This is a genomic window from Peristeroidobacter soli (assembly GCF_004138485.1).
Taxonomy (GTDB): Bacteria; Pseudomonadota; Gammaproteobacteria; order Steroidobacterales; family Steroidobacteraceae; genus Steroidobacter; species Steroidobacter soli.
The window spans coordinates 137082-157987 of record NZ_ML142848.1; the positions used below are offsets into that span (position 1 = coordinate 137082).

General features: G+C 62.0%; 13 protein-coding genes. 6 read left to right on the top strand and 7 right to left on the bottom strand.

Going from position 1 to position 20906, the window contains the following annotated elements:
* Window positions 1–196: 196 nt before the first annotated feature.
* From EKO19_RS00570 to EKO19_RS00585, 4 genes are all read left to right on the top strand, one after another.
* Window positions 197–1837 carry a methyl-accepting chemotaxis protein gene (locus tag EKO19_RS00570; RefSeq protein WP_129774471.1) on the top strand — a complete coding sequence of 547 codons (1641 nt, stop codon included), beginning with the start codon at window positions 197–199 and terminating at the stop codon, window positions 1835–1837.
* A gap of 156 nt (window positions 1838–1993) precedes the next feature.
* Window positions 1994–3562, top strand: coding sequence for a flavin monoamine oxidase family protein (locus EKO19_RS00575; RefSeq protein WP_157995038.1), 1569 nt, complete (start codon window positions 1994–1996; stop codon window positions 3560–3562).
* Window positions 3559–4170 (top strand): c-type cytochrome, encoded by a 612-nt coding sequence (locus tag EKO19_RS00580; protein ID WP_175596912.1) that lies wholly within the window; start codon window positions 3559–3561, stop codon window positions 4168–4170. The genes EKO19_RS00575 and EKO19_RS00580 overlap by 4 nt, the downstream gene beginning before the upstream one ends.
* A gap of 31 nt (window positions 4171–4201) precedes the next feature.
* Window positions 4202–4699 carry a RidA family protein gene (locus EKO19_RS00585; protein ID WP_129774474.1) on the top strand — a complete coding sequence of 166 codons (498 nt, stop codon included), beginning with the start codon at window positions 4202–4204 and terminating at the stop codon, window positions 4697–4699.
* 41 nt (window positions 4700–4740) lie between these two features.
* Here the strand turns inward: EKO19_RS00585 and EKO19_RS00590 are convergent, their stop codons facing one another.
* The 6 genes from EKO19_RS00590 to EKO19_RS00615 form a co-directional block, all read right to left on the bottom strand.
* Window positions 4741–7314 carry a TonB-dependent receptor plug domain-containing protein gene (locus tag EKO19_RS00590; RefSeq protein ID WP_217705059.1) on the bottom strand — a complete coding sequence of 858 codons (2574 nt, stop codon included), beginning with the start codon at window positions 7312–7314 and terminating at the stop codon, window positions 4741–4743.
* A 385-nt stretch (window positions 7315–7699) separates the two neighbouring features.
* The gene (locus EKO19_RS00595; protein WP_129774475.1) at window positions 7700–9766 is read right to left on the bottom strand and encodes an Atxe2 family lasso peptide isopeptidase; all 2067 of its coding nucleotides are present in this window, start codon (window positions 9764–9766) and stop codon (window positions 7700–7702) included.
* Window positions 9767–9769: 3 nt separating this feature from the next.
* Window positions 9770–11986 carry a prolyl oligopeptidase family serine peptidase gene (locus tag EKO19_RS00600; RefSeq protein ID WP_129774476.1) on the bottom strand — a complete coding sequence of 739 codons (2217 nt, stop codon included), beginning with the start codon at window positions 11984–11986 and terminating at the stop codon, window positions 9770–9772.
* 28 nt (window positions 11987–12014) lie between these two features.
* Complete coding sequence (locus EKO19_RS00605; protein ID WP_175596913.1) at window positions 12015–15032, bottom strand: TonB-dependent receptor; 3018 nt, start codon at window positions 15030–15032, stop codon at window positions 12015–12017.
* Between the two features lie 121 nt (window positions 15033–15153).
* Window positions 15154–16182 (bottom strand): FecR family protein, encoded by a 1029-nt coding sequence (locus tag EKO19_RS00610; protein ID WP_129774478.1) that lies wholly within the window; start codon window positions 16180–16182, stop codon window positions 15154–15156.
* Window positions 16179–16691, bottom strand: coding sequence for an RNA polymerase sigma factor (locus EKO19_RS00615; RefSeq protein WP_157995039.1), 513 nt, complete (start codon window positions 16689–16691; stop codon window positions 16179–16181). Before EKO19_RS00615 ends, EKO19_RS00610 begins: the two co-directional genes overlap by 4 nt.
* A gap of 185 nt (window positions 16692–16876) precedes the next feature.
* Here EKO19_RS00615 and EKO19_RS00620 point away from each other — a divergent pair, with 185 nt between their 5' ends.
* Window positions 16877–17980 (top strand): glycosyltransferase, encoded by a 1104-nt coding sequence (locus EKO19_RS00620; RefSeq protein ID WP_129774480.1) that lies wholly within the window; start codon window positions 16877–16879, stop codon window positions 17978–17980.
* Window positions 17981–17986: 6 nt separating this feature from the next.
* Here EKO19_RS00620 and EKO19_RS00625 read toward each other — a convergent pair whose 3' ends face one another.
* On the bottom strand, window positions 17987–19957 hold the full coding sequence (locus tag EKO19_RS00625) for an AsmA family protein (protein ID WP_129774481.1): 1971 nt from the start codon (window positions 19955–19957) through the stop codon (window positions 17987–17989).
* A 132-nt stretch (window positions 19958–20089) separates the two neighbouring features.
* Between EKO19_RS00625 and EKO19_RS00630 the strand changes: the two genes are divergently transcribed.
* Window positions 20090–20905 (top strand): LOG family protein, encoded by an 816-nt coding sequence (locus EKO19_RS00630; RefSeq protein ID WP_129774482.1) that lies wholly within the window; start codon window positions 20090–20092, stop codon window positions 20903–20905.
* Window position 20906 lies beyond the last annotated feature (1 nt).

The following is a 20906-nucleotide window of genomic DNA, read 5'->3' on the forward strand; positions in this document are numbered from 1 at the left end:
ACGCCCGCCGGGTGATTCTCCGGCATACCATAATGAATCCGTTGCTGCGGGATGCCGGGAATCAGCAGTTGCATCGATCGCTACTTCGAATTCCTGTCACGTCGGATTCGTCCCTAGCGGCTAAGGACTACCTCAGGCTCAACTCTGGCTGGTTGCTGCCGACAACGGGAATTCGAGTTCCAGAGAAGACTGAAAGATGAGAGACAATGGACCCGTGACCCAGACCGAGTACGTGCTGCCCGATGATGAAGTCATCATCACGCACACGGACCGCTCCAGCCGGATCACGTACGCCAACCCGGCATTCCTCGCCAGCAGCCAGTTCTCGCTCGAAGAATGCATGGGACAACCGCAGAACATCGTGCGTCATCCCGACATGCCCAAGGAAGCATTCGCGGATCTGTGGGCCACCATCGGCTCCGGGCAAAGTTGGTGCGGCATCGTGAAGAATCGTCGCAAGGACGGCGGCTTCTACTGGGTTCGCGCCAACGTCACTCCCATGGTGGAAGAAGGCGGGCGCATCGCCGGCTACATGTCGGTCCGCACCAAGCCCACACGAGCGGAGATTGCCCGGGCCGAGCACGTGTATGCCGACATCCGCAACGGACGGGCTCACAATTTTCAGATCGATCGCGGTCGGCTTCGCGACATGTCGCTGATGAGCCGGCTCGGCCGGCTGGTCACGCACCTGTCGCTGGAACGCGGCTCCTGGCTCGTGCTGGGCACGCTCATGGCGCTGCTCTCCGCCATCCTGTTCACGAGCACGCGCACGGCCGGCATGGGCATCACCGGCTGGCTGAGCCTGGCAGCCATCGGCCTGGTCTGCGCCAATCTTTACTACGTATTGCGATATGTGGCGACACCGGTGCGAGAGCTGCAGGCTGCGGCATCGAAACTGCTGAGCGGCGACACGCAGACACGCATCTCGAGCGATGCCGTTCAGTCCATCGACGCGCTCGCTGAGGGATTCGAGCAACTGCGCGTGAAGCTGCATGGCGTGCTCAAGGACAATCATCAGGCCGCGACGGAAGTTCACGGCGGTGTCTCTCACGTCGTGAACTCCAGCAGCGACATCTCCAATCGCACCCAGGAGCATGCCGCGAGCCTCGAAGAGACCGCTGCATCGATCGAGCAGATTACCGCGACCGTGGAACGCAATACCGAGGGTGCACGACAGGCCGCCAACCTGGCGAACGAGTCGTTCGAGCTCACGGCGCGCGGTCGACGCATCGTCAGCGACATGCATGCGACGATGGGCTCGATTCTCGATTCCTCCCGTCGCATCGGCGATATCGTCGGCATCATCGACGGCATCGCCTTCCAGACCAATCTGCTGGCATTGAATGCCGCGGTGGAAGCCGCCCGCGCCGGCGAACAAGGCAAGGGCTTCGCCGTGGTCGCTCAAGAAGTTCGCAGCCTCGCGCAACGATCGGCGTCGGCCGCCAAAGAGATCAAAGATCTGATCAGCGTGTCGAGCGCCACTGTGGCCCGCGGCAGCGAGCTCGCCAGCGAAGCGGAAACTTCGATGGGTCTGGTGGTCGACTCGGTGCAACGGGTCAGCCAGATGATTCGGGATATCGAGGGCGCCAGCCGCGAACAGGCCGCCGGTGTCGAGCAGATCAGCCAGGCCGTCACGCAGATGGATACAATCACCCAGCGCGACGCGCACGCAGCCCAGAAGCTGCTCGAAACGGCGACCGAGCTGCAAAGCCAGTCGCAATATATGTTTGCGGCAATTTCTGCGTTCGCAATGCATACGGCCGAAGTGCCGGCCGTCGTTACCACGCACCCGCTGGCTCACAGCGACGAAATCGAGCACTCACTTCGAGCGGCCTGACCTGCCGCGAACCGTTACAGTGCAGCCGATGCTTGCGTGGAAATAACAAAGTCACGCAAGCTCGCGGTTTTGTTACTTCCCTGAAACTGGCACAGCCCTTGAATGCTTGCATGAGCGATCTCATCAGCAGGGTTGCCAGCCGCTATGAACCAGGGAATGTCGCGCCGTGGCTTTCTGCATATGGTCGGTGCCGTCGGCGGCACCACGGCCATATATCAAGCTGCACTCGGAATGGGCTTGTTGCCCGCCGTCACTCACGCAGCCCGTCCCGACATTGCCCCGCTGACAGGCAAGCGCCGTAAGAAGATCGCCATCCTCGGTGCCGGCATCGCCGGACTGACGGCGGCCTATGAGTTGCGGCAAAAAGGTTACGACGTTCAGATCATCGAGGCCTCCCATCGCGCCGGCGGCCGCAATCTCACCTTGCGCGGTGGCGATCTGATCGATGAGTGCGGCTATCCGCAGACGTGCGGCTTCGATCGCGATCCCGATCTGTATTTCAACGCCGGGCCCGCCCGCATTCCCGGCCATCACTCCGCCCTGCTCGGCTATTGCAAGGAACTCGGCGTATCGTTGGCGCCGTTCATCAATGACAACCGCAGCGCCTTGGTACAGGACGATGCGATGTTCAATGGCCGGCCGATCCGCAATCGCGAATACATCACCGATACGCGCGGCTTCATCGCCGAGCTGCTCGCCAAATCACTGAAGCCGGAACAATTGAGCGCGCCCTTCACCGGCGCCGATTACAGCCATCTGCTCGAGTACGTGCGTCAGTTCGGCGAGCTCGACGGACGCTTCACTTATGCAGGCTCTCCCCGGGCGGGATTCGCCAGGCACGACTACACCGGCCCGGAGGCGCTCAAACAGCCGTTGCCCATTGCGGAGCTGATGCGTTCGCGATTCATGTATGTCATGAGCTTCGGCGAGCTGGACGATCAGTCCGCGATGATGATGGAGCCGGTCGGCGGCATGGACCGCATCGTCGCCGGCTTCATGGCCAAGGTCGGCGACTGCGTCCGCCTGCACTCCCAGGTCGAAAGCGTGCGCTCCACCGATACCGGCGTCGATGTCGTCTACCGACACAAGGGCCAACGCACGCTGCTCCAGGCCGACTATTGCCTGAACAGCATTCCGATGCCGCTATTGGCCGGCATCGATCACAACTTTCCGCCGGAATACGCCGACGGCTTCACGGCGGTACAACGCGGCAAGCTGTTCAAGATCGGACTGCAGATGAAAGAACGCTTCTGGGAACGTGAGGGCATCTATGGAGGCATCTCGTGGACCATGCAGGACATCGTGCAGCTGTGGTATCCCGCGCACGGCATCCATCGACAGAAAGGCGTGATGCTCGGCGCCTACACATTCGATGATCAGACCGGCGAGAAATTCGCGCGCCTGACGCCGGCGCAACGCATCGAGCTGGCCATTCAGCAAGGCGAGAAACTGCATCCGGGTTACGGCGGCTATGTCGAAAGCGCCGTGAGCATCCCCTGGCATCGGATGAATCACATGCTCGGATGCTCCACGCGATGGGATGATTCGGTTCGCACGCAATGGTTCAAGCGCCTGCAGGCTCCACTCGGCAGCCACTACCTGATCGGCGATCAACTGAGTTATCACTCGGGCTGGCAGGAGGGCGCGATTCATTCAGCCTTTCATGCCATTGCCGATATCGATCGACGGGTGCGCGAGCAAGCGACGCAAGTGGTGGCGGCATGAAGGCCTGGCTGCCATTGATCGCGACCACTGTGCTCTCCACCACAGCGATTGCTGCCGACAACTCCGATCTCTCCTACTGCACCGTGTGTCACGGCGCGCACGGCAACGGCAATCCTGCCATTCGCGCGCCAAAAATATCGGCGATGGAACCCTGGTACATCCGCCGTCAACTCGAAGCCTTTCGCGACGGCGTCCGCGGCACGCATCCGGACGATGCCGCCGGTCATGAGATGCAGCCCGTCGGCGTCCGCTTGCGCGATGGAGCCGCGATGGATGCGGCGATCGAATATGTCTCGACCTTCAAACCGAAAGCCCCGCCGATCACCGTAACAGGCGACGCTGCCCGCGGCCGCGAGCTGTACGTGACATGCGCGTCCTGCCATGGCTCGAACGGCGAAGGCAATCAAACAGTGGGCGCGCCGGCACTCGCCGATCGAACGGACTGGTATCTCGTCACTCAGCTGCGGAACTACAAAGCGGGCTTACGCGGCAGCGATCAGCGCGATACCAATGGCGCTCAGATGCGCGCGCTCGCGCAGACGCTGCCGGATACACAAGCCATCGACGACGTGGTCACGTATATTAATACGCTGCGCGCACGTCGCTGACTGTTGTCATCTCGCCAAGAAGGAATCAGATATGTCAGGCATCCGCCTCGCTACCGCGATCGCCGCCTCGCTGGTGCTCATGTCCAGCGCGAACGCCGCCGATGTAGTGCGCCACGCACTCACCGGCGGTTCGAAATTCCCAATCGCACGGGCCGTCGAAGTGCCGGCCGGCAAGACCATCCTCTTTCACAGCGGCATCACCCCGACCCCGGCCAATCCCAAAGCCACCGAAGGCTCGCCGGAATACTGGGGCGACACTCAGACCCAGGCCATGAGCGCGTTCGGCAGAATCAAGGAATCGCTGGATCTGCTCGGCCTCGGATTCAAGGACGTGGTCGCCATGACCGTGTATCTGGTGGGCGATCCCGCCAAGGCGGGCCGCATGGATTTCGCCGGGTTCATGGCGGCGTACTCGCAGTTCTTCGGCACCAGGGAACAACCCAACCTGCCCGCCCGCTCGACCGTGCAAGTGGCGGGGCTGGTCGCACCGGGCATGCTGGTGGAGATCGAAGTGCAGCTCGCGAAATGAATCCGACCGGCGGGTGAGCCCATGCCCACCCGCCTTCGACCTCAGAACTTGTACGAGACCCTGCCGTAGTAATAACCGCCGTTGATGCCGAACGGCGAGAACGACGGGTATTGCGAAACCGCACCGTTGTCGCCATCACGGAACTGCACGGCGCGATAGGCATCGTTACGTTTCTCAGGCATCTCATCGAACAGATTGACCGCGCCCAGAGTCAACGTGAGGCCCGCCATCGCTTCCAGCGAGACCTCCAGATTGGTGATCGGCGTGACCCCGATGGTGGTTTCATAGAACATGATCTGACCGTTGGTGGCACCGCCGTCGTTTTCGAATTGCGACGACTCGCCGTAGATCACCTCACGCAGACTCACGGTCAGCCGCTCCCATCGGAACGTGCCGCCCAGATTCAGCACATATTCCGGGACGGTATCCTGCAGGTCCGACAGCGCCACCTTGTCGAACAACGCCTGCGAGGTGCCCAGCTGCGGCGGCGTTGCCCGAATGGAAGTCACGTCCGTCTTGTTGTAAGTCGCGGTGGCGTTCCAATCGACCTGCATCGGGCCGTACTCCGTCCGATAGTCGAACACGAGGTCCGCGCCGCGCGTTCGCGTGGTCACGCCGTTGGTGAACAGGTTGATGCCGGTGTCGCCGCTGGCCGTGACTTCGGGGTCGAGAATGTTGCCGTTGGCGATGATGGCGTCGACGATGGCCTGCGAGAACAGCTCGCCGTCGATCGTGCCGTAGAAAGTACTGGTGGCGGCGATACGGTTGCGCACCTCCACCTCATAAACATCGAAGGTCAGCGACATACTGTCCATCGGCCGCATGACGAAGCCGAAGGAATAGTTGGTCGATTTCTCCGGCTGCAGCCCCGCCCCGAGACCGAGCAGCGCCGTCGCCGGCGAGTTCGGCGGCATCTGCACGAACGCCGTCGTCGGTCCGACGTTGGTCGCGGAGTAGTACGACTCCGCCAGTGTCGGAGCACGAAAGCCGGTGCTGAACGTGCTGCGCAATGCGAACGAAGGCGCGAAGTCATAACGCACCGTCGCCTTGCCGACCGAGGTGTCGCCGAAGTCACTGTAATCTTCGTAGCGCCCGGCGATTCCGACCCGCAATCCCTCCATCGGCTGGAGCGAGAAATCGACATAGCCGGCGACGTTGTCGCGATCGTAACTGCCCGCATCCGACAGACCGATGCCGGGGAAGGATTGACCGCCCTCGAGATAGCGCGAAGCCGCATCGCCGGGCGATGCCTCCCAGGTTTCCTTGCGATACTCCGCGCCAAACGCGAAGTTCAACGGCCCGGCCATGCCGAGATCGAAGGTCTTGACCATGTCGAGGCTCGTCGTCCACTGGGACGCCGTGTAAGTGCCGTCATAGAAATCGGTCGGCGTGGCGCCCGTGGCGGCGAAGAGAGAAGCATTGGCGCTGTCTCGTGTGAACATGTCGATCTCGTCCTTGCCATAGGTGGACGCGAGATCCCAGCGCCATTCACCGACGCCGCCCTGAATGCCCGCCGTGATCTGATAGTCCGTCTCCTCGATTTCTTCCCGCGGATCGAAGCCATAGGGATACAGGTAGGTCACTTCACCCGTGTCGGGATCCGTGTGTGAAACGCGACTCGGCAGCCGGTAGTTTTCATAGGAGCCCGCGTTCTTCTCTCCCCAGGTACCGAAGGCATAAACCTCCGTGCTCTCGCCCACCATGATCCCGCTGTTGAACGACGCCAGCTTCATGTCGTATTCGGCATCGCCGAATATGTTGTTCAGGTACGGGTAACCCTTGGCAAACGGCATGTTGGTGTTCGGAAACGTGCCACCGCTCGCGGGGTCCACGTTCGCCGGATTCACGACACGCGGATCGATCCCGCCGCGATCGGTATGCGCATGCTGCCGCGTTTCGCCCGAGATATTCAGAAACGAATCGTCCGTGGGCGCCAGTCCGATGCTCCCTGAAATCGAATCGGTATCGCCATCGCCGGCGTAGTAGCCGCCATGCGTATAGCTGATGCCGCTGCCCGAATCGTCCTTCTTGAGCTTGATATTGATCACGCCCGCGATGGCATCGGTACCGTACTGGGCCGCCGCCCCTTCGGTCAGCACCTCCAGATGATCGATCGACTCCACCGGAATGAAATTCAGATCGACGCCGGCGCCGCCCTGGTAGGGTCCGCCGAGAACCGCCAGGCTTGCGGTGGTGTGGCGGCGCTTGCCGTTTACCAGCACCAGCACGTGATTCGGACTCAAGCCACGCAGCTTGGCCTGCAATGTCTGATTGGCCATGTCGCCGCCAAACGCCTGCGCAGTGAACGATGGCACTGTATTGGCGAGAGCATTCATCAGATCCGGCTTGCCGGCGGATTCCAGTGCCGCCGCGTCCAGAACCTGCACCGGCGAAGAGCTTTCGACGGCCTTCATTCCCGAGACGCGCGATCCTGTGACGACGATTTCTTCTACTTTGTGCTTCTCGTCCGCGGCACCATCCGCGAGCGCCTGTGACACAGCGAGGGACAGGAGGGTACCGGTCAGTGCGACCGTTTTCGAATTGATCTTGTTGGAAACAGAGCTATCTGGCCAGCGGTGCGCGGCGTTGCGCCCCTTCGAGTGATTCATGTTCATGGCATGACCTCCGAACAGGGGTGTTGAAAGCTGCTGTTGTTGCTCACGACCGCACGCCCGCCGTTCCTACCTTGGAACAGCTCATTCAGCATGCCCGCATCAACAGCGCACGGGAAAGGTTGCAATAAGCCGGCCAGAGGGCTGACCGGCCGTCGTCACATGACGATCCGAGCCGCATCGACATCCGGCGCCGCGGCTCGACGTCGCAAATGTTTCATGAACTTACATTTGATCGTCGCTTGAAAAATCGTGACATCGGCAAGCGTCACGACCGATATGCGCAGGCGACCGGTGTGGTGCAGAGCCCTTGTTTGGTGCTCTGGCGTGAGTCGATCGGCCGCGCGCCTGCCCGATCCTGGCGCGCGGCCGTTTATTCATAATCCTGCTATCGGGCCGAGCTCAGCTGCTGCTGACGCAAGGCACGCCAGCGCTGATATTGATCGGCCTTGTCCTTTGCCGAATCTTCCTTATCGTTGAGCCAGAAGTTGAACCAGTCGATGGTGCGTTCGGCCACGGCCAGCTTGTGTTGCGGCTGCCATTTGATGTGATACTCGCCTGGAAACACATAGGTCTCGACCGGCTTGTTGGCATCCTTCAATGCCACATAAGTCGGCAGCCCCATCAGCAGTTCGCTGTCCGCCACCTGAATCAGCACGGGCGCACGAACCTTGTCCGCGTTGAAGGCCAGCGACATGGGCTGCCAACGTTCCATCAGCTGCTGGGGACTGGTCGCCTGTAACATCGAGTACAGGAACTCTCGCATCCAGGAATTCACGGACAGCTGATAGACATACGGCGACCAGCTGCCGCTGTGCGCCACGGCGGCGAAACGATTCGAGTTGAACAACGCGAACTCGACGGTTTCCGCGCCGTCGCTCAGGCCGGTGAGACCGACACGTGACGCATCGATGATGCCGCGCTCGGACAGTTTGTCGATGACGATCTCCAAGGCCGTCAGCGCGGTCTTGCGCTCACGCGCATCCTCCCATTCCCTGGCCTCGGACTGACCGACCTTTTTCGGTTCGAATTTCTTCATCGCCCCCCAGTCTTCCGGCCGGTCGAAGCTGAGCACGGCGAATCCCGCGGCAGCCAGCGGATAAATGGGATATTCCTCGCCTACTCCACCGCGCAGAAAGCCCTTCGATCGATACTGCACGATCACCAGCGGCAGACGCTTGCCCTGCGGATGATTCGGCGGCAACACCAGGTGACCGAAGGTCGGGTTGCCGTAGGCGTCGTGCCATTCGATTTTTTCGACGCTGCCGAGCTCGAATGCAGCCAATCCCGGGTTCGGATCGAACACCGTTTGCAGTTTTCCATCGCGCAACGAGATCGATACGAGCTTGCGTGGCGTCGTCGCCGTCTCGTGCAGACAAACGGCACGACCGCTTCTCACATCGCAGGCGTCGATGACGCCGTCGAGGTGATAGATCCGTCGCACTTTGCTCGCACCCGGGCGCCATGCCGACAACGTCAGTTCACTGTACGCGTGCCCTTCACGATTCAGCAGGATGATTTCGTCGCCGTGCCACCAGAACGCCTTCAGCTGCCCATGACATTCCGGCGCACCACAACGCTTGCCATCGGCGAACAGGGTCAGCTCGGCCGCGAAGCCCGGGCTTTCGACCGGAGTCTCGTTCTCGAACCAGGCGAAACGCTTGCCCGATGCATCCGGTGTCACCTTCTGAATGACCCGCTCGGACGCCACGCCAGGAGGACGGATCGCCGGCTGCTTTGAGGTTGCGGTATCGAGGCGCTCTTGCTTGCTGGCAACATCGACGACCCACGCCGTCGGCGTGCACTTCTGCGATGCCGGCTGTGGGACGTCCCAGCCATCTTCAGTACACGCAAACCACAATGGCACATTACTGTTGTCGGGCACCCAGCGATCGTCGAGCAGGATGCCGCGATCGCCTTCCTCCTGCTCGGTGCGAGCCATCATGGAGCGATCGCGCCCCACCTTGAACTCGATGGCCTGGCCGTCCGCGCTCCAGTTGAAGTCGAGCACATCGGCTGGGTTGTGCGTGACCTGCTCCTGCAGAGACCCATCCGCGCGACTGCGCCACACTTGCACGTGACTATTGTCCTTGCGCAGATACGCGACCCACTGACCATCGGGAGACCACTTCCCCACAGGCGTTGCGCGCGAGCCGTTGATGCGACCGAGCGGGCTCGGATTCAACATCACCTCACCCCCCGCGCCGATATGCACCGGCGCGGCGCCGTTGACGGCCGCTACGTACCAATCGAGCTTATAAGTCCGCGCGGCGAAGTCTGCCTGCTGAATTTGAATCGCGACCGACTGCCCATCCGGCGACAGCGCCAGCGCTCCGTTGTAACCCCCGATCTGCTTCATCGACAGCAAGTCGGCCGAGGTGAATGGCTGTTTCGCCGCCGCCGCATGACTGGCAACGATGGCCACCCACAGAATCGAACACTTCATCGAACGCATGCCTCAGCTCCCGGAATTCTGATTCTTGGCGCGCCACTCGCGGGCCATTGCATCCCACCGTGCGTATTGATCGCTCTTGTCCGGCGACGCATCGCGCTTGCCGATCAGCCAATAGTTGAACCAGTCGAAGCTGCGATTCATGGCCGCCGCGCGCCGCTGCGGGTGCCAGAAGATGTGCGACTCGTCGGGAAAGAACACGAACTCGTTCGGGACCTTTGCCAGACGCAGCATCATGTGCAGCTCCAGCCCGAACATCGACGAGCGCGCCGCCGACTGCTGCAGCATGGCGCCGGAGAATTGATCGACACGAAACACCGCCGAATGTTTACGGTAGTTCTCGACCGCGCGCGGGTCGTATGGCGAGCCGCCAAACATGCCCTGATACAAACCCACATAGTTGTCGGTGCCGCCCGCCCAGTAGCCGGAAGGCATCCAACCGCCCGCGTCGCCGTTGGCGCCCGCTTTGAACAGCTTCGAGTGGCTCATTGCGTACTCGACCACTTCGCAGCCGCGGCTGTAGCCCGCGATGCCTGCCTGATTCGCATCGACGATGCCCGCATCGGCTGCCCACTGCACCGCTGCCTCGATACCCTCCAACGGCTCGACGTTCTTATAGAACTGCATCGCTTCGACGTTGGCATCGCCGCCATCGGTGTGCAGGAACTTGTCGCGGGACTGGCGTGTACGGGCGTTGCTGATTGGATCGTTCACCGAGAGCACGACATAACCCGACTCCGCGAACACTTGCACCGGCGCCTCCGCCTGGAAGCCGTAGTAAGCGAAGCGATTGCGCGCATCGCCGCCATGGGTGACGACCATGACGGGATATTTCTTGCCACTCACAAAGTTGCGAGGATAGGTGACGTAGCCGTCGCTCACGCCACCGGACTTGCCCGTCCATTCACGACGCTCGCTCTTCAGCGGCTCGATCTCTTCGAGCGCGGCGTTGGGCTTCGCGATGGTTTTGACTTCGCCTCGGCTCGGCGACACCGCGACCAGCTGTTGTGGCTCAGTGAGCGATTCGCGAACGCATGCGCCGTATTCGAGATTCTGGCTGAACACGCAGTTGGAGAAATGATCCCGCCGCTGCGACCACTTCGAATTCGCCGCCACGTTGGGAAACAGCACCAGGCCATCGTGATCTCGATAAGTCACGCCGAGCACGGCGCGGTCGCCAGCGGCATTCCACGAGGAACCTACGCGGCTGCTGAGCCGCGAGTAGTCCACCGGTCCATGATCCTTCAACACCTTGCCGGACACGTCCAGATGAACGAGCCGCTTGCCGTTCGCCTCGTCTCTGACCGTGACGAAGCTTTGCCCATTCGGCAGCGGCGAGGCATACAGCGCTTCCAACGCCGCGGCATTCGGAACGCGCTCCACCTTGCCGCTGGCAAGATCGATTGCCATGCGAACGAAGTCGCGCCGGCCGCCATTGGTGCTCTCCGAATCGGAGTACTGCAAACGCTTGCCATCGCTGGACCAGGCCACCGAATCGCGGGAGAAGCGCAGGAAATCGTCCATGGCGCTGGCAGGCACATGGGCCAGCAAGCGATCTTCCGTCGGCCGCCACAATCGCAGCTCGGTGCCGTCCATCGCGCTCATGTCCTTGCCGAACGCCAGGCTCGTCATGGTCGCGGAGTTGTAGACCACGCCGGCGTTGGTGACGGCCTGCTGCTCGGCGGGCGATCTGAGTCGCAGCTTCGCATACCACAGCGCCGAGCCATCGGGCGACCAGGCATAGGAAACGACGCCGGTCTGACGCGACTCGTCATGCGCGCTTTGTAACATTCCGCCGAAGCCACCGACGGGCGCGGTTCGCTCGGTCACGATGAGCGGTCGGGTCCCGCCCCGGTCATCGATCTCATAGAGCTGGACGCCTTGGCCCAGATCCGCGCGAACCGTCCACCGATCGGTGCCGGGGCGTGGCGAAACATCGTCCATGTAGGCCGTGTCCAGAATCTTTCGCGCGGCCGAGCTGCCATCGGCCGGCACGACGTAGAGACTGAAACGAGTGTCGCCCCGCTCCACCGAGCTTTGTCTGAACACGAACGCCACCCGCCGCCGTTGCTCGTCCAGCGTGGTGCTCGTGATCTGACCGGTCTCGACGATGTCACGGATCGTCCAGCTCCTCGTGCCGCCCGCAGGGCCTGCCGCGTGGCCGGAACCGACGACAAAAACCGAGCACAGCGCCACCATCCAGGCGCAGCGATTTGCTTGCATGGGAAAGTCCTCGAAGAAGAGCGGCCGGTTAGAGCTTCAGCCCGGCCTGGAGATAGATGAATCGACCGCGGATGTCGTACTGCGTCGGGTCGTAACCCACCGAGCCACGGTTATAGGAATAGTCGGGCAGACGGTTGAACAGGTTCACCGCGCCGACCGTCACGTAGGCCTGCTCCATGACGGAACCGGACCAGCCCAGCGCCTTGCCCACTTGCAGCTTGGCGTTGATATCGAACACGGCGAAGTCGCCGAGCTTGCGCTTGGACGGATCGTAATCCTCGTACTCACCGACGTAGCGAGCCACCAGCGTCGCCTGCAGCAGCGACGTGTTCCAGCCAAGCGATGCCGAACCTTTCCAGTTGGGCGCAAAGAAGCTGGCGGTCGCTTTACCCGCCCGATTCTGCACCGGCACGCCGGGCACCAGCCCGGTGTCGTACTTATATATGTAGGACGCGGACACGCTGGGCACGAACTCGCCCAGGCGCGTACGCACACGCCAGCTTGCCCCAGTATCCACACCCGCCAGATCGAACGTGCCGAAGTTCAGATAGATGTTGCGGAACTCCGTGATGCGACCGGGGTAGCCGTTGGCAATGTCCTGCGGCGTCGGCTGTGAGCGTACGACATAGCCGGGGAACAGTTCTTCATTGGCAATGACCACGCTCTGGTTGAGCAGGTTCGCGTAGTTCTCGATCTTGGTGGTCCAATGCGTCGCCAGCAGCTCGAATCCCGGTAACGCCGCCGGCGTGAATACGAAGCCCGCGCTGGTGGAGTAACCGGTCATCGCGTCCAGATCGGGATTGCCGCCCGTGTAGTACCTCGCGGCGTAAGCTTCGTTGCCGCGACGGCTGTCAGTCAGTGTCGATTGGGTCGAGACCGTCGGCGAGAACAGCTGATACAACCGCGGCGGCTTGTACGCCTCGCTATACGCCGCTCGCAACAGCAGCGACTCGTGGGGCCGCACTTCGACACCGAATTGCGTCGACAGCTCACTGCCGAAGTCGCTGTAGTCGTCGAAGCGAACCGCGCCGGTCAATGCGAGCCGGGCCGCGTTGCCGCCTTCGCCCGGTCCGATCAACGGCACGCGCACTTCGCTGAACAGCGCATAGTTGTCGCGGTCACCGCCGAAGGTGGTGATGTAGTAGTTGTAGAACAGCTTGCTACGCTCGACCTCCGCGCCGAACGACGCTTGAACCGCACCGGCACCGAAGTCGAACAACGGCCCGCTGATGAATCCCGTGACCGAAGTGAGATCCGAGGTCAGCTCGTTGACCAGCGTCATCAAGCCATACGGCTTCAGTTCATCCAGGGTCCAGTGACGATCGGAGAAAACATTCAGCGCGGTGGCCGGATTGGAATCGGCCAGCGCCTCCGCGAAGCGCGGCTCCGCGTTGGGGTCGAACACCGGGCCTTCATCGGTCGTGTCCTTGCCCTTGGTATAGGTCCCCGCCACTTCCCAGCGCCATGCGCCGATGTCGCCACGCAGGCCCAGCGCCGCGCGACCGTACTCCTGCTTCAAGCAGTAGCAAAAGCCCTCGTCGGTACGAAACACGTGATCGACGCCGATATCCACGCCGAACGGATTGAAGGCGTTCGAGGCCGGCACCCGATAGGCTTGATGCATGAAGATCGGATAGTCCATTTCCTCCGACTCGTAGCGGGAATACATCGCCTCGCCGAACAGCTCCACGTTGGGTGTCACGTCGAATGTTCCATACAGCATCGCGCTGGTCGACTCCGTGGCGGGAATCACCGAGGAGTAGCGATAGAAGCCCATGTCCCGCTGCAACGTTCCCGCGGTGGCGGCGAAATCGGCCGGCGTCAAGCCAATGCCATCGGTGCCCACCGGAATCGCGGCAAAGCGCGAGTTCAGGCCCGGCAGATTGGAGCCGTCGCGTGAATAAACATTGCCCGGCATGCCATAGGTCACGGCATAAACGTGACCGCCATAGCGCGAGTAATCCGTGTCCGCTGTGATCGCGCGCTCCGAGCCCCACAATACGGAGTTCTTGGAATACGACCCCATGAATGACAGCGAGCCGCGTGAGAATGTCTTGCCCATCGCGAAGCTGAATCGCTGCTCATCGTAGCCATCGGCACTGCCATAGCGCGCATCGACTTCGGCGCCATCGAAATCTGTCTTGAGAATGATGTTGACGACGCCTGCGAGCGCATCGCCGCCGTAGATCGCGGACGATCCCGAAGGCAACAGCTCGATACGCTCCACCGCGGACAGCGGCAGAACGTTGAGATTGGTGATGCCGCTGCTCGCTTGAAACGGCGTGCCGGCCAAGCGGCGACCATTCAGCAACACCAGCGCCGTTCCGGACGGCAAGCCACGCAGTTGCACGGTCTGGCTGCCGCGTCCAGATTGAAACGGCGCCGTGGTCGATTGCACCGACACCTCGGGCATTTGATTGAGCGCCTGCGCCACACTCGTCGCGCCGCTGCTGTCGATCTCCGCACGACTCATGATTTTCACGGGCACCGGTTGTTGCTGACGTGTCGTCGACAGACGCGAACCGGTAACGACCAGCTCTTCCACTTCGCTGTAGCGCGGACTGTTCGTCTCCTGCTTACCGCTGGCGCTCTGCCTGGCCTCGGAGGAGAACTCCGCCTGTGCAATCCGCAGACGCTGCCAGACCGTCGGCGACTCGACCGGCGCATCCTCGGGCGCGCTCAGCGACAGGAAGGAGATCTGATCGGGCAGCATGCCCGTGCTCGGCAACTCGATCTGCGTCGGGGCCGGCACGATGGTGATGGTCTTGTCATCGACCTTGCGATGAACCAGCCCGGTGCCCCGTAACAACTCGGTCAGCGCTTCTTCAGGCGTCAGATCGCCGGCGATGCCCGACGTGTTCAAGCCACGCACGAACTCGGGACGATAGACGATCTGAAAATCGCGCTGCTTGGCGAGGGTCTGCAACGCCGGCCCCAATCCCTGCGCTGGAATGTGAGTCGACTTGCGAATCGCCGCCTCGACGTCCGAGGCCAGCGACAAACCCACCGAGGAAACACAGATCGCCGCAACAATGGCTGCACGCATGAACACTACTCCCCTGCCTCTGTGGAGGCTTGTTGTGACTGCCGTCGCAGTCGACGACAGTTTCATGGCGCCCTTAGAACGGACGCAGGGGAAAAGTGGATACCTGAATTTTCGCTCGCGCTCATTCACGGCGCGAGATGCGGATCTCCGTATCCGTTTCCTGCACTTGGAAGTCCGGCTGTTGCCGCAGGAAGCTCAGCAACGAGGCGGGTTCCGTGGAAGAAAACACGCCGCTGATCAGAAATCCTTTCAATGCAGCGTCGCGAATGACCAGTTGTCGCAAGTTATATCGATTGAATTCGTCGGCCACCTCGGCGAGAGTCGCGGCATCGAATACGAGTTGACGCTGCGTCCACGCCGTGGCGGCGGCAACGTTCGTGCCCTCGGGATGATTGATTCGATCGGCCACCACGATGACCTGCTCGCCCGCGCCGAGCGAGCTGACCGAATCGACGCTGCGTTCCACGGCGCCAGCGGAGCCGGCTCGCACTTCCACCTTGCCTTCGAGCACAGTGACCAGGGTGCCACTGGAGCGACGATACACATCGAACTGGGTCCCGACGGCGCGAACGCGCGTGTGACCGCTATGGACGATGAACGGTCGCAGCGGATTCTTCGCCACTTGGAACATTCCTTGACCTTCCAGCAGCTCGACCAGGCGCTCCTGCTCGGAGAAGCGCACGCGAATGCGAGAGCGTGCGTTCAATTCGACGCGCGAGCCATCGCTCAGAGTCAGCAAGCGCTGTTCGCCGATGCCCGTCGTATAAGTCAGCGCCTGCGTGCCCTGCCACCAAACGATGGCGACGGAGATGCAGACAATGGCAACGCAAGCAGCGAGACGTTGAGGCCAACCGATTCGTCGAGCCTGGGGCTTGCTTGGAACGCTCGGCGCGGCGGGGGTCCCCGCCAGCGTCACCACATTGCTCGATAGCTCAGCGGACGCGATCAAAGCGTCGATGTCGACGCGTCGTTGCGCATCCAAGGCGGCGGCATCGGTCCATACAGTGGACAGCTCGAGGTACGCGCGCACGTGCGCGGGAGACTTGGCGATCCATGCCGCGAACTCCGCCCGCTCCTCCGCATCGCCGCCACCATCGCGCAGGGTCACGAGCCACTCGGCCGCCTCCTCCTGGATTCGTGAGTCGCTCATTGATTCGCCTGCTCCCGTTCCCGCGCCCGTTCGAGGCGGCGCTGGCAATGGACCAGCGCGCGCGCGAGATACTTCTTGGCCATGGCGCGGGAAACGCCCAGCCGCTCGGCGACTTCTTCCAACGTGTAACCGTCCCGTCGATGCAACAACAACGCCGCCTGGGCCTTGGCGGGCAGCTTCTCCATCGCCTGCTCCAGATCCTGGACCCGTTGCTGACGCTCGACCTGTTCGGCCGGATCGTGCTCGGCGACGGTACGCAGCTCGGTGAAGATCTCGCCGAGATCGACGATCACCGGCGCGGCCGTCTGCCGCAGGGTGTGCTCGTTCAAGAGGTGGCTCGCGACCGTGAACATGTACGCTTCCGGATTACGGATCAGCTCGTGCTTGTCGACCCGAAGCAGCCGCAAGTACACCTCCTGTGCCAGATCCGGTGCATCGCCGGCATTGCGCAGCCGGGCCGCCAGAAAGCGCTGCAGCCGCCGGCCGTACTGGACGGCAACGTCGGCCACGAACGATTTCCTGCGGTCGCTATTGTGCAAACCCCACCCCGCCTGCGACCGCACGAAGGACGGTCCGGGGCTATAGAACAGGGAACGGCGAAAAGTGGCTACCTTTATTTTGCAGGCCGGGCTGGGCCCCTATAGACTCTCACTACGGTTACCACCTACTAAAAACTAGAAGTCCCAGCCCAGTCGTGACCGACCGTGATTTGACGGAATCCGCGCCCGAGGCGCAGCAGTTGCGTGTCCTGATGTTTCCCAAACACGGGGACAATCCGTACCTGCGCAGCCTGTCGGAAAATCTCGAACGTCAGGGCGTGCGGGTCGACGATTTCAGCTTCATGCAGGCGCTGAAGAACCGTTATGACGTTCTACACCTGCATTGGCCCGACCTGCATCTGCACGCCCGTTCCTCATTACGCACCATTGTGAAGCACGCCCGACTCGCGCTGCTCTTTGCGTGGTTGCGCTGGCGCAAGACTCGCATCGTCTGGACGATGCACAACCTGAAACCGCACGAGCGTCACTTGCCGCTGGGCGAACGACTGTTCTCGCTGTGGTTTCCGCGCCTGTGCACTCACGTCATCGCCCTCACTCAACACGGCTTGGCCTCGGCGCTGACTACTTATCCGGCGCTCCGTAACAAATCCGCAGCCGTGATTCCTCATGGCCACTATCGGGATGCTTATCCACCTGCGCAGTCCCGATCGAGTTGCCGGGATCAGTTGGGCCTCGCCCGACGCTTCACATTCCTGTTCCTCGGCCACATCCGCCCGTACAAGAATCTGCCCGCGCTGATCGACGCCTTTCGCAAGCTGCCGCACGCCGACGTGCAACTCGTGATCGCGGGGCAGCTCGGCCACACGATGCGTGCCGACGAGCTTCAGCAACTGGTCGCCGATGACTCACGCATCCGGCTGTCGTTGCAGTTTGTTCCGGAAGAACAGGTGCCGCTGTACGTCGGCGCGGCCGATGTCATGGTCCTGCCCTTTCAAAACATCCTGAATTCCGGCAGCGTCTTTCTGGCGCTGTCTTTCAATCGCGCGGTACTCGCACCCGATCTCGGCTCACTCCCCGAGATTCAAAGTCACGTCGGCAAGCGCTGGCTCACGCTCTACAGCGGTCGGTTGCAGACGGAACATCTGTTGCAAGCGATGGGATCGGCGACGATCGGCGAGGATGAAACAGTCGATCTCAGCGCGTACGACTGGCGGGAGATCGGCCGGCGCACCCGGGACTTCTATCTGAAGGGCCGGCGGCTGGTGTCGAACTTGCGGGTTCGAGCCGACGGCGTGTGAATCGCCTCAAGACCCCGACTCGGCGTTATCCAGCAGCGCCGCGCAATTCTCGTCCTTCGCCAGACCCGGATCGATAAATGCAACGACCGCGGCGATCGGCGTGATCACGGCGCCGATGGCCGCCGCCACCGCACCCTGCGTCGCCACCTTCCCCACATCCACGCCGATGCTGGGATCGAGCAGATGCCCGTTGACCTCTACCGGCGTGCGCAACCGTGCGAGGCGCAGCTTCTTCGGCTCCCCCTTGATGGAAAGATCGAGCTCTTCGGGTCCCAGGCGAATCTCGCCGCGACCTTGGATGCGCACATCCTTCGTGTCGAAGACGACATTGTCGGCGCGCATCTTGCCGTCCTTCACCTCGAACTGAGCCACGCCACAGCGAATCGGCGCCTGGTCATCGCTTCCCTTCAACAACAGCCCCAAACCGCGAGCGACATTGATACCGGTGAGCTCGGCAAGCGCTGCGTTGACCTGTCCACTCGGCAGAATGAACGACACACGGCCATCCGCGTCCGCCATCAAGTCATGCACCGAATCTCCCTGCCCCTCGATCACGGCTCGCCCCTGGATCACACCGGCGAGCGGCGGCTGCGCGTCCGGTTTCTTGCCTTTCAACTGATCGAGCTGAAGGTCCTTCACCCGGATATCCAGCCTGGTTTGTGGAATCTTGCCGGTGGCATCGATTCGAGCCGTGCCACTCAACTGACCTTGCGGCAATTCGAGCGCGAACGGTGACACCGCCAGCACGCCGTCATCCAGCTTCACGTGAAATGCAACCTTCTTCATCGGCACTGAACCCGCGTCAATGGCGCGTGCCTCGAAGCGTACGTCCGCGTCCATGGCTCGAACGCGATCGACCTGCAGATGCGACGTTGGAAACAAACGCGCGTTGGGATTCTTCGCTGGCGGTTTCGATGGCTGACTCTTACCCTGCAGCGACCCTGCAGTCTCAGGCTCGGAACCCAGCGACGCCGCGAGATCTTTCAGGCGCAACTGTCGAGAGTGCAAATCTCCCGTAACAGCGGGACGTTTGCGCGACGCATCGACCGTGAGCGCACCGCCGATGTCGCTCTGTCCAATCTTGCCCGCCAGCTTCGTCACCTTGATCACCTTCACGTCCCGCTCGACATGCGCGGACACATCGAACGGTGGCGTATTCGGCAAAGCGAGCTGCGTCAGATAGTAGAGATCGGCCAGGTCGCCGCCCCTGGCGTGAACGTTGAGCGCCAGCTTGCCGAGATCGAAAGGTTTCTTCACCGTGCCATCGGACTCGACGCGGATGTCTCCGGCGCGCACTTGTAACTTGAAGGGATACGGCTCGTCCGGATCGAGATTGACCAGCGGGCCGCCGCCCACGCTCATATTGAAGGGCTGCTCGTTGATGGTGCCCTTACCCTTGATGTTGAAAGCGAACTTTTCCTTCTCGGCAATGGACTCATGCGCCTGCACGGTGCCATCGACTTTGAGCTTGAGCAGTTCGTCCCGTACGGTCAGTTGACCGTCGTCGATCAGAAAATCGCGGATCACCGGCAGTTTGGGCGGCTTACCCGCCGGGGCATTGCTGGGCTTGGTGTTCTCGAACGTCCAGTTCGCGCGCCCCTGAGCGTCACGATGCAAATAGACCTCGGGCTCAACCAGCTCGACTCGCGGCAGGATGATGTCGCCGATGAACAGAGGGAGCAGCTTTATCTGGACGTTGAGCCGATCGATGCGCGCCATGGGGCGGTCGGCTTCCCAGGGCGGGTTGCCGATGACCAGTCCTTCAATGCTGGCCCGTGGGGTCAGCGACCAGAGGTGCACGTCGAGTGGCCCGTCGATCTTCACAGTGCGACCGGACTTTGCGCTCGCCACCCGCTCCACCGGGCCTTTGAGCCGGTTCCAGTCGGCAAAGGCCAATACCAGCAGTATCAGAACGAACAGGCCGGCAATGCCCAGGGCGATCCACTTCAGCGCGGCTCGCCAGGTCGGTAGTCTCATCTCCTGCGGCTCATGTAACCCGTGCAGCTCGATGACCTAACGATTGGCCGGCCCCGGCCGTTCCTCGTTGCGCCGACCGCCGCCATCTTTCAAAATCGGGCTCGAAATTCCCGACTCAGGCACCTATCGACCATGTCCAGCCCGCTCCCCGAGGTCAGCGATCAGCTCAACTCCCCCAGCTTCCTGCTCCCGGTGGAAGACACGAACTTCCTGCTACGAGACGAGATGCGAGCCGCGCGTTTCGCCCTGGAGTACTCCAAGGCGGACCTGTTGCTGCGGGATTGGGGCGTGCGTTCGACCATCATCGTCTTCGGTAGCGCGCGCGTGCCCTCGCCGGAGCGAATGGAATCCTGGAAACAGGCGGCGGTCCAGCCCAGCGAAGCGGAAACCCAGAAGATGGAGCGTCAGCTGGCCTGGTACGAGGCCGCGCGTGAATTCGGTCGCATCGCAAGCGAGCGCGGTGGTGCGAAGGCGCCTCGGGATCGATGGCGAGACAACGTGATCGCGACGGGCGGCGGCCCGGGCATCATGGAAGCGGCGAACCGCGGTGCCTACGAGGCCCACGCGCCGACCATCGGTTTCAACATCACTTTGCCGCACGAACAACTGCCGAATCGCTACACCACGCCGGAGCTGACGTTTCGCTTCCACTACTTCGCGATGCGTAAGATGCACCTGGCCATGCGCGCGCATGCGCTGGTGGTCTTTCCGGGCGGCTTCGGCACCATGGATGAATTGTTCGAAGTGCTGACGTTGCGCCAGACCGGCAAGGCGCCGAGCATTCCCATCGTGATGTACGACCGCCGTTACTGGCAGCGCCTGTTGAATCTGGACGCGTTGCTGGAGGAGTCGATGATCAGCCCGGACGATCTGGCGCTGTTCGACTACGCCGACTCGGCCGAAGACATCTGGCGCATTCTGATCGAGCGCGGCTTGCGTACTTCCTAGA

Bases quoted from the DNA above. Each gene is read 5' to 3' on its own strand.
- EKO19_RS00630 (WP_129774482.1), top strand. From the start codon at position 20,090: ATGTCCAGCCCGCTCCCCGAGGTCAGCGATCAGCTCAACTCCCCCAGC.
- EKO19_RS00590 (WP_217705059.1), bottom strand. From the start codon at position 7,314: ATGAACATGAATCACTCGAAGGGGCGCAACGCCGCGCACCGCTGGCCA.
- EKO19_RS00575 (WP_157995038.1), top strand. From the start codon at position 1,994: ATGTCGCGCCGTGGCTTTCTGCATATGGTCGGTGCCGTCGGCGGCACC.
- EKO19_RS00585 (WP_129774474.1), top strand. From the start codon at position 4,202: ATGTCAGGCATCCGCCTCGCTACCGCGATCGCCGCCTCGCTGGTGCTC.
- EKO19_RS00605 (WP_175596913.1), bottom strand. From the start codon at position 15,032: ATGCGTGCAGCCATTGTTGCGGCGATCTGTGTTTCCTCGGTGGGTTTG.
- EKO19_RS00595 (WP_129774475.1), bottom strand. From the start codon at position 9,766: ATGCGTTCGATGAAGTGTTCGATTCTGTGGGTGGCCATCGTTGCCAGT.
- EKO19_RS00625 (WP_129774481.1), bottom strand. From the start codon at position 19,957: ATGAGACTACCGACCTGGCGAGCCGCGCTGAAGTGGATCGCCCTGGGC.
- EKO19_RS00610 (WP_129774478.1), bottom strand. From the start codon at position 16,182: ATGAGCGACTCACGAATCCAGGAGGAGGCGGCCGAGTGGCTCGTGACC.
- EKO19_RS00580 (WP_175596912.1), top strand. From the start codon at position 3,559: ATGAAGGCCTGGCTGCCATTGATCGCGACCACTGTGCTCTCCACCACA.
- EKO19_RS00600 (WP_129774476.1), bottom strand. From the start codon at position 11,986: ATGCAAGCAAATCGCTGCGCCTGGATGGTGGCGCTGTGCTCGGTTTTT.
- EKO19_RS00570 (WP_129774471.1), top strand. From the start codon at position 197: ATGAGAGACAATGGACCCGTGACCCAGACCGAGTACGTGCTGCCCGAT.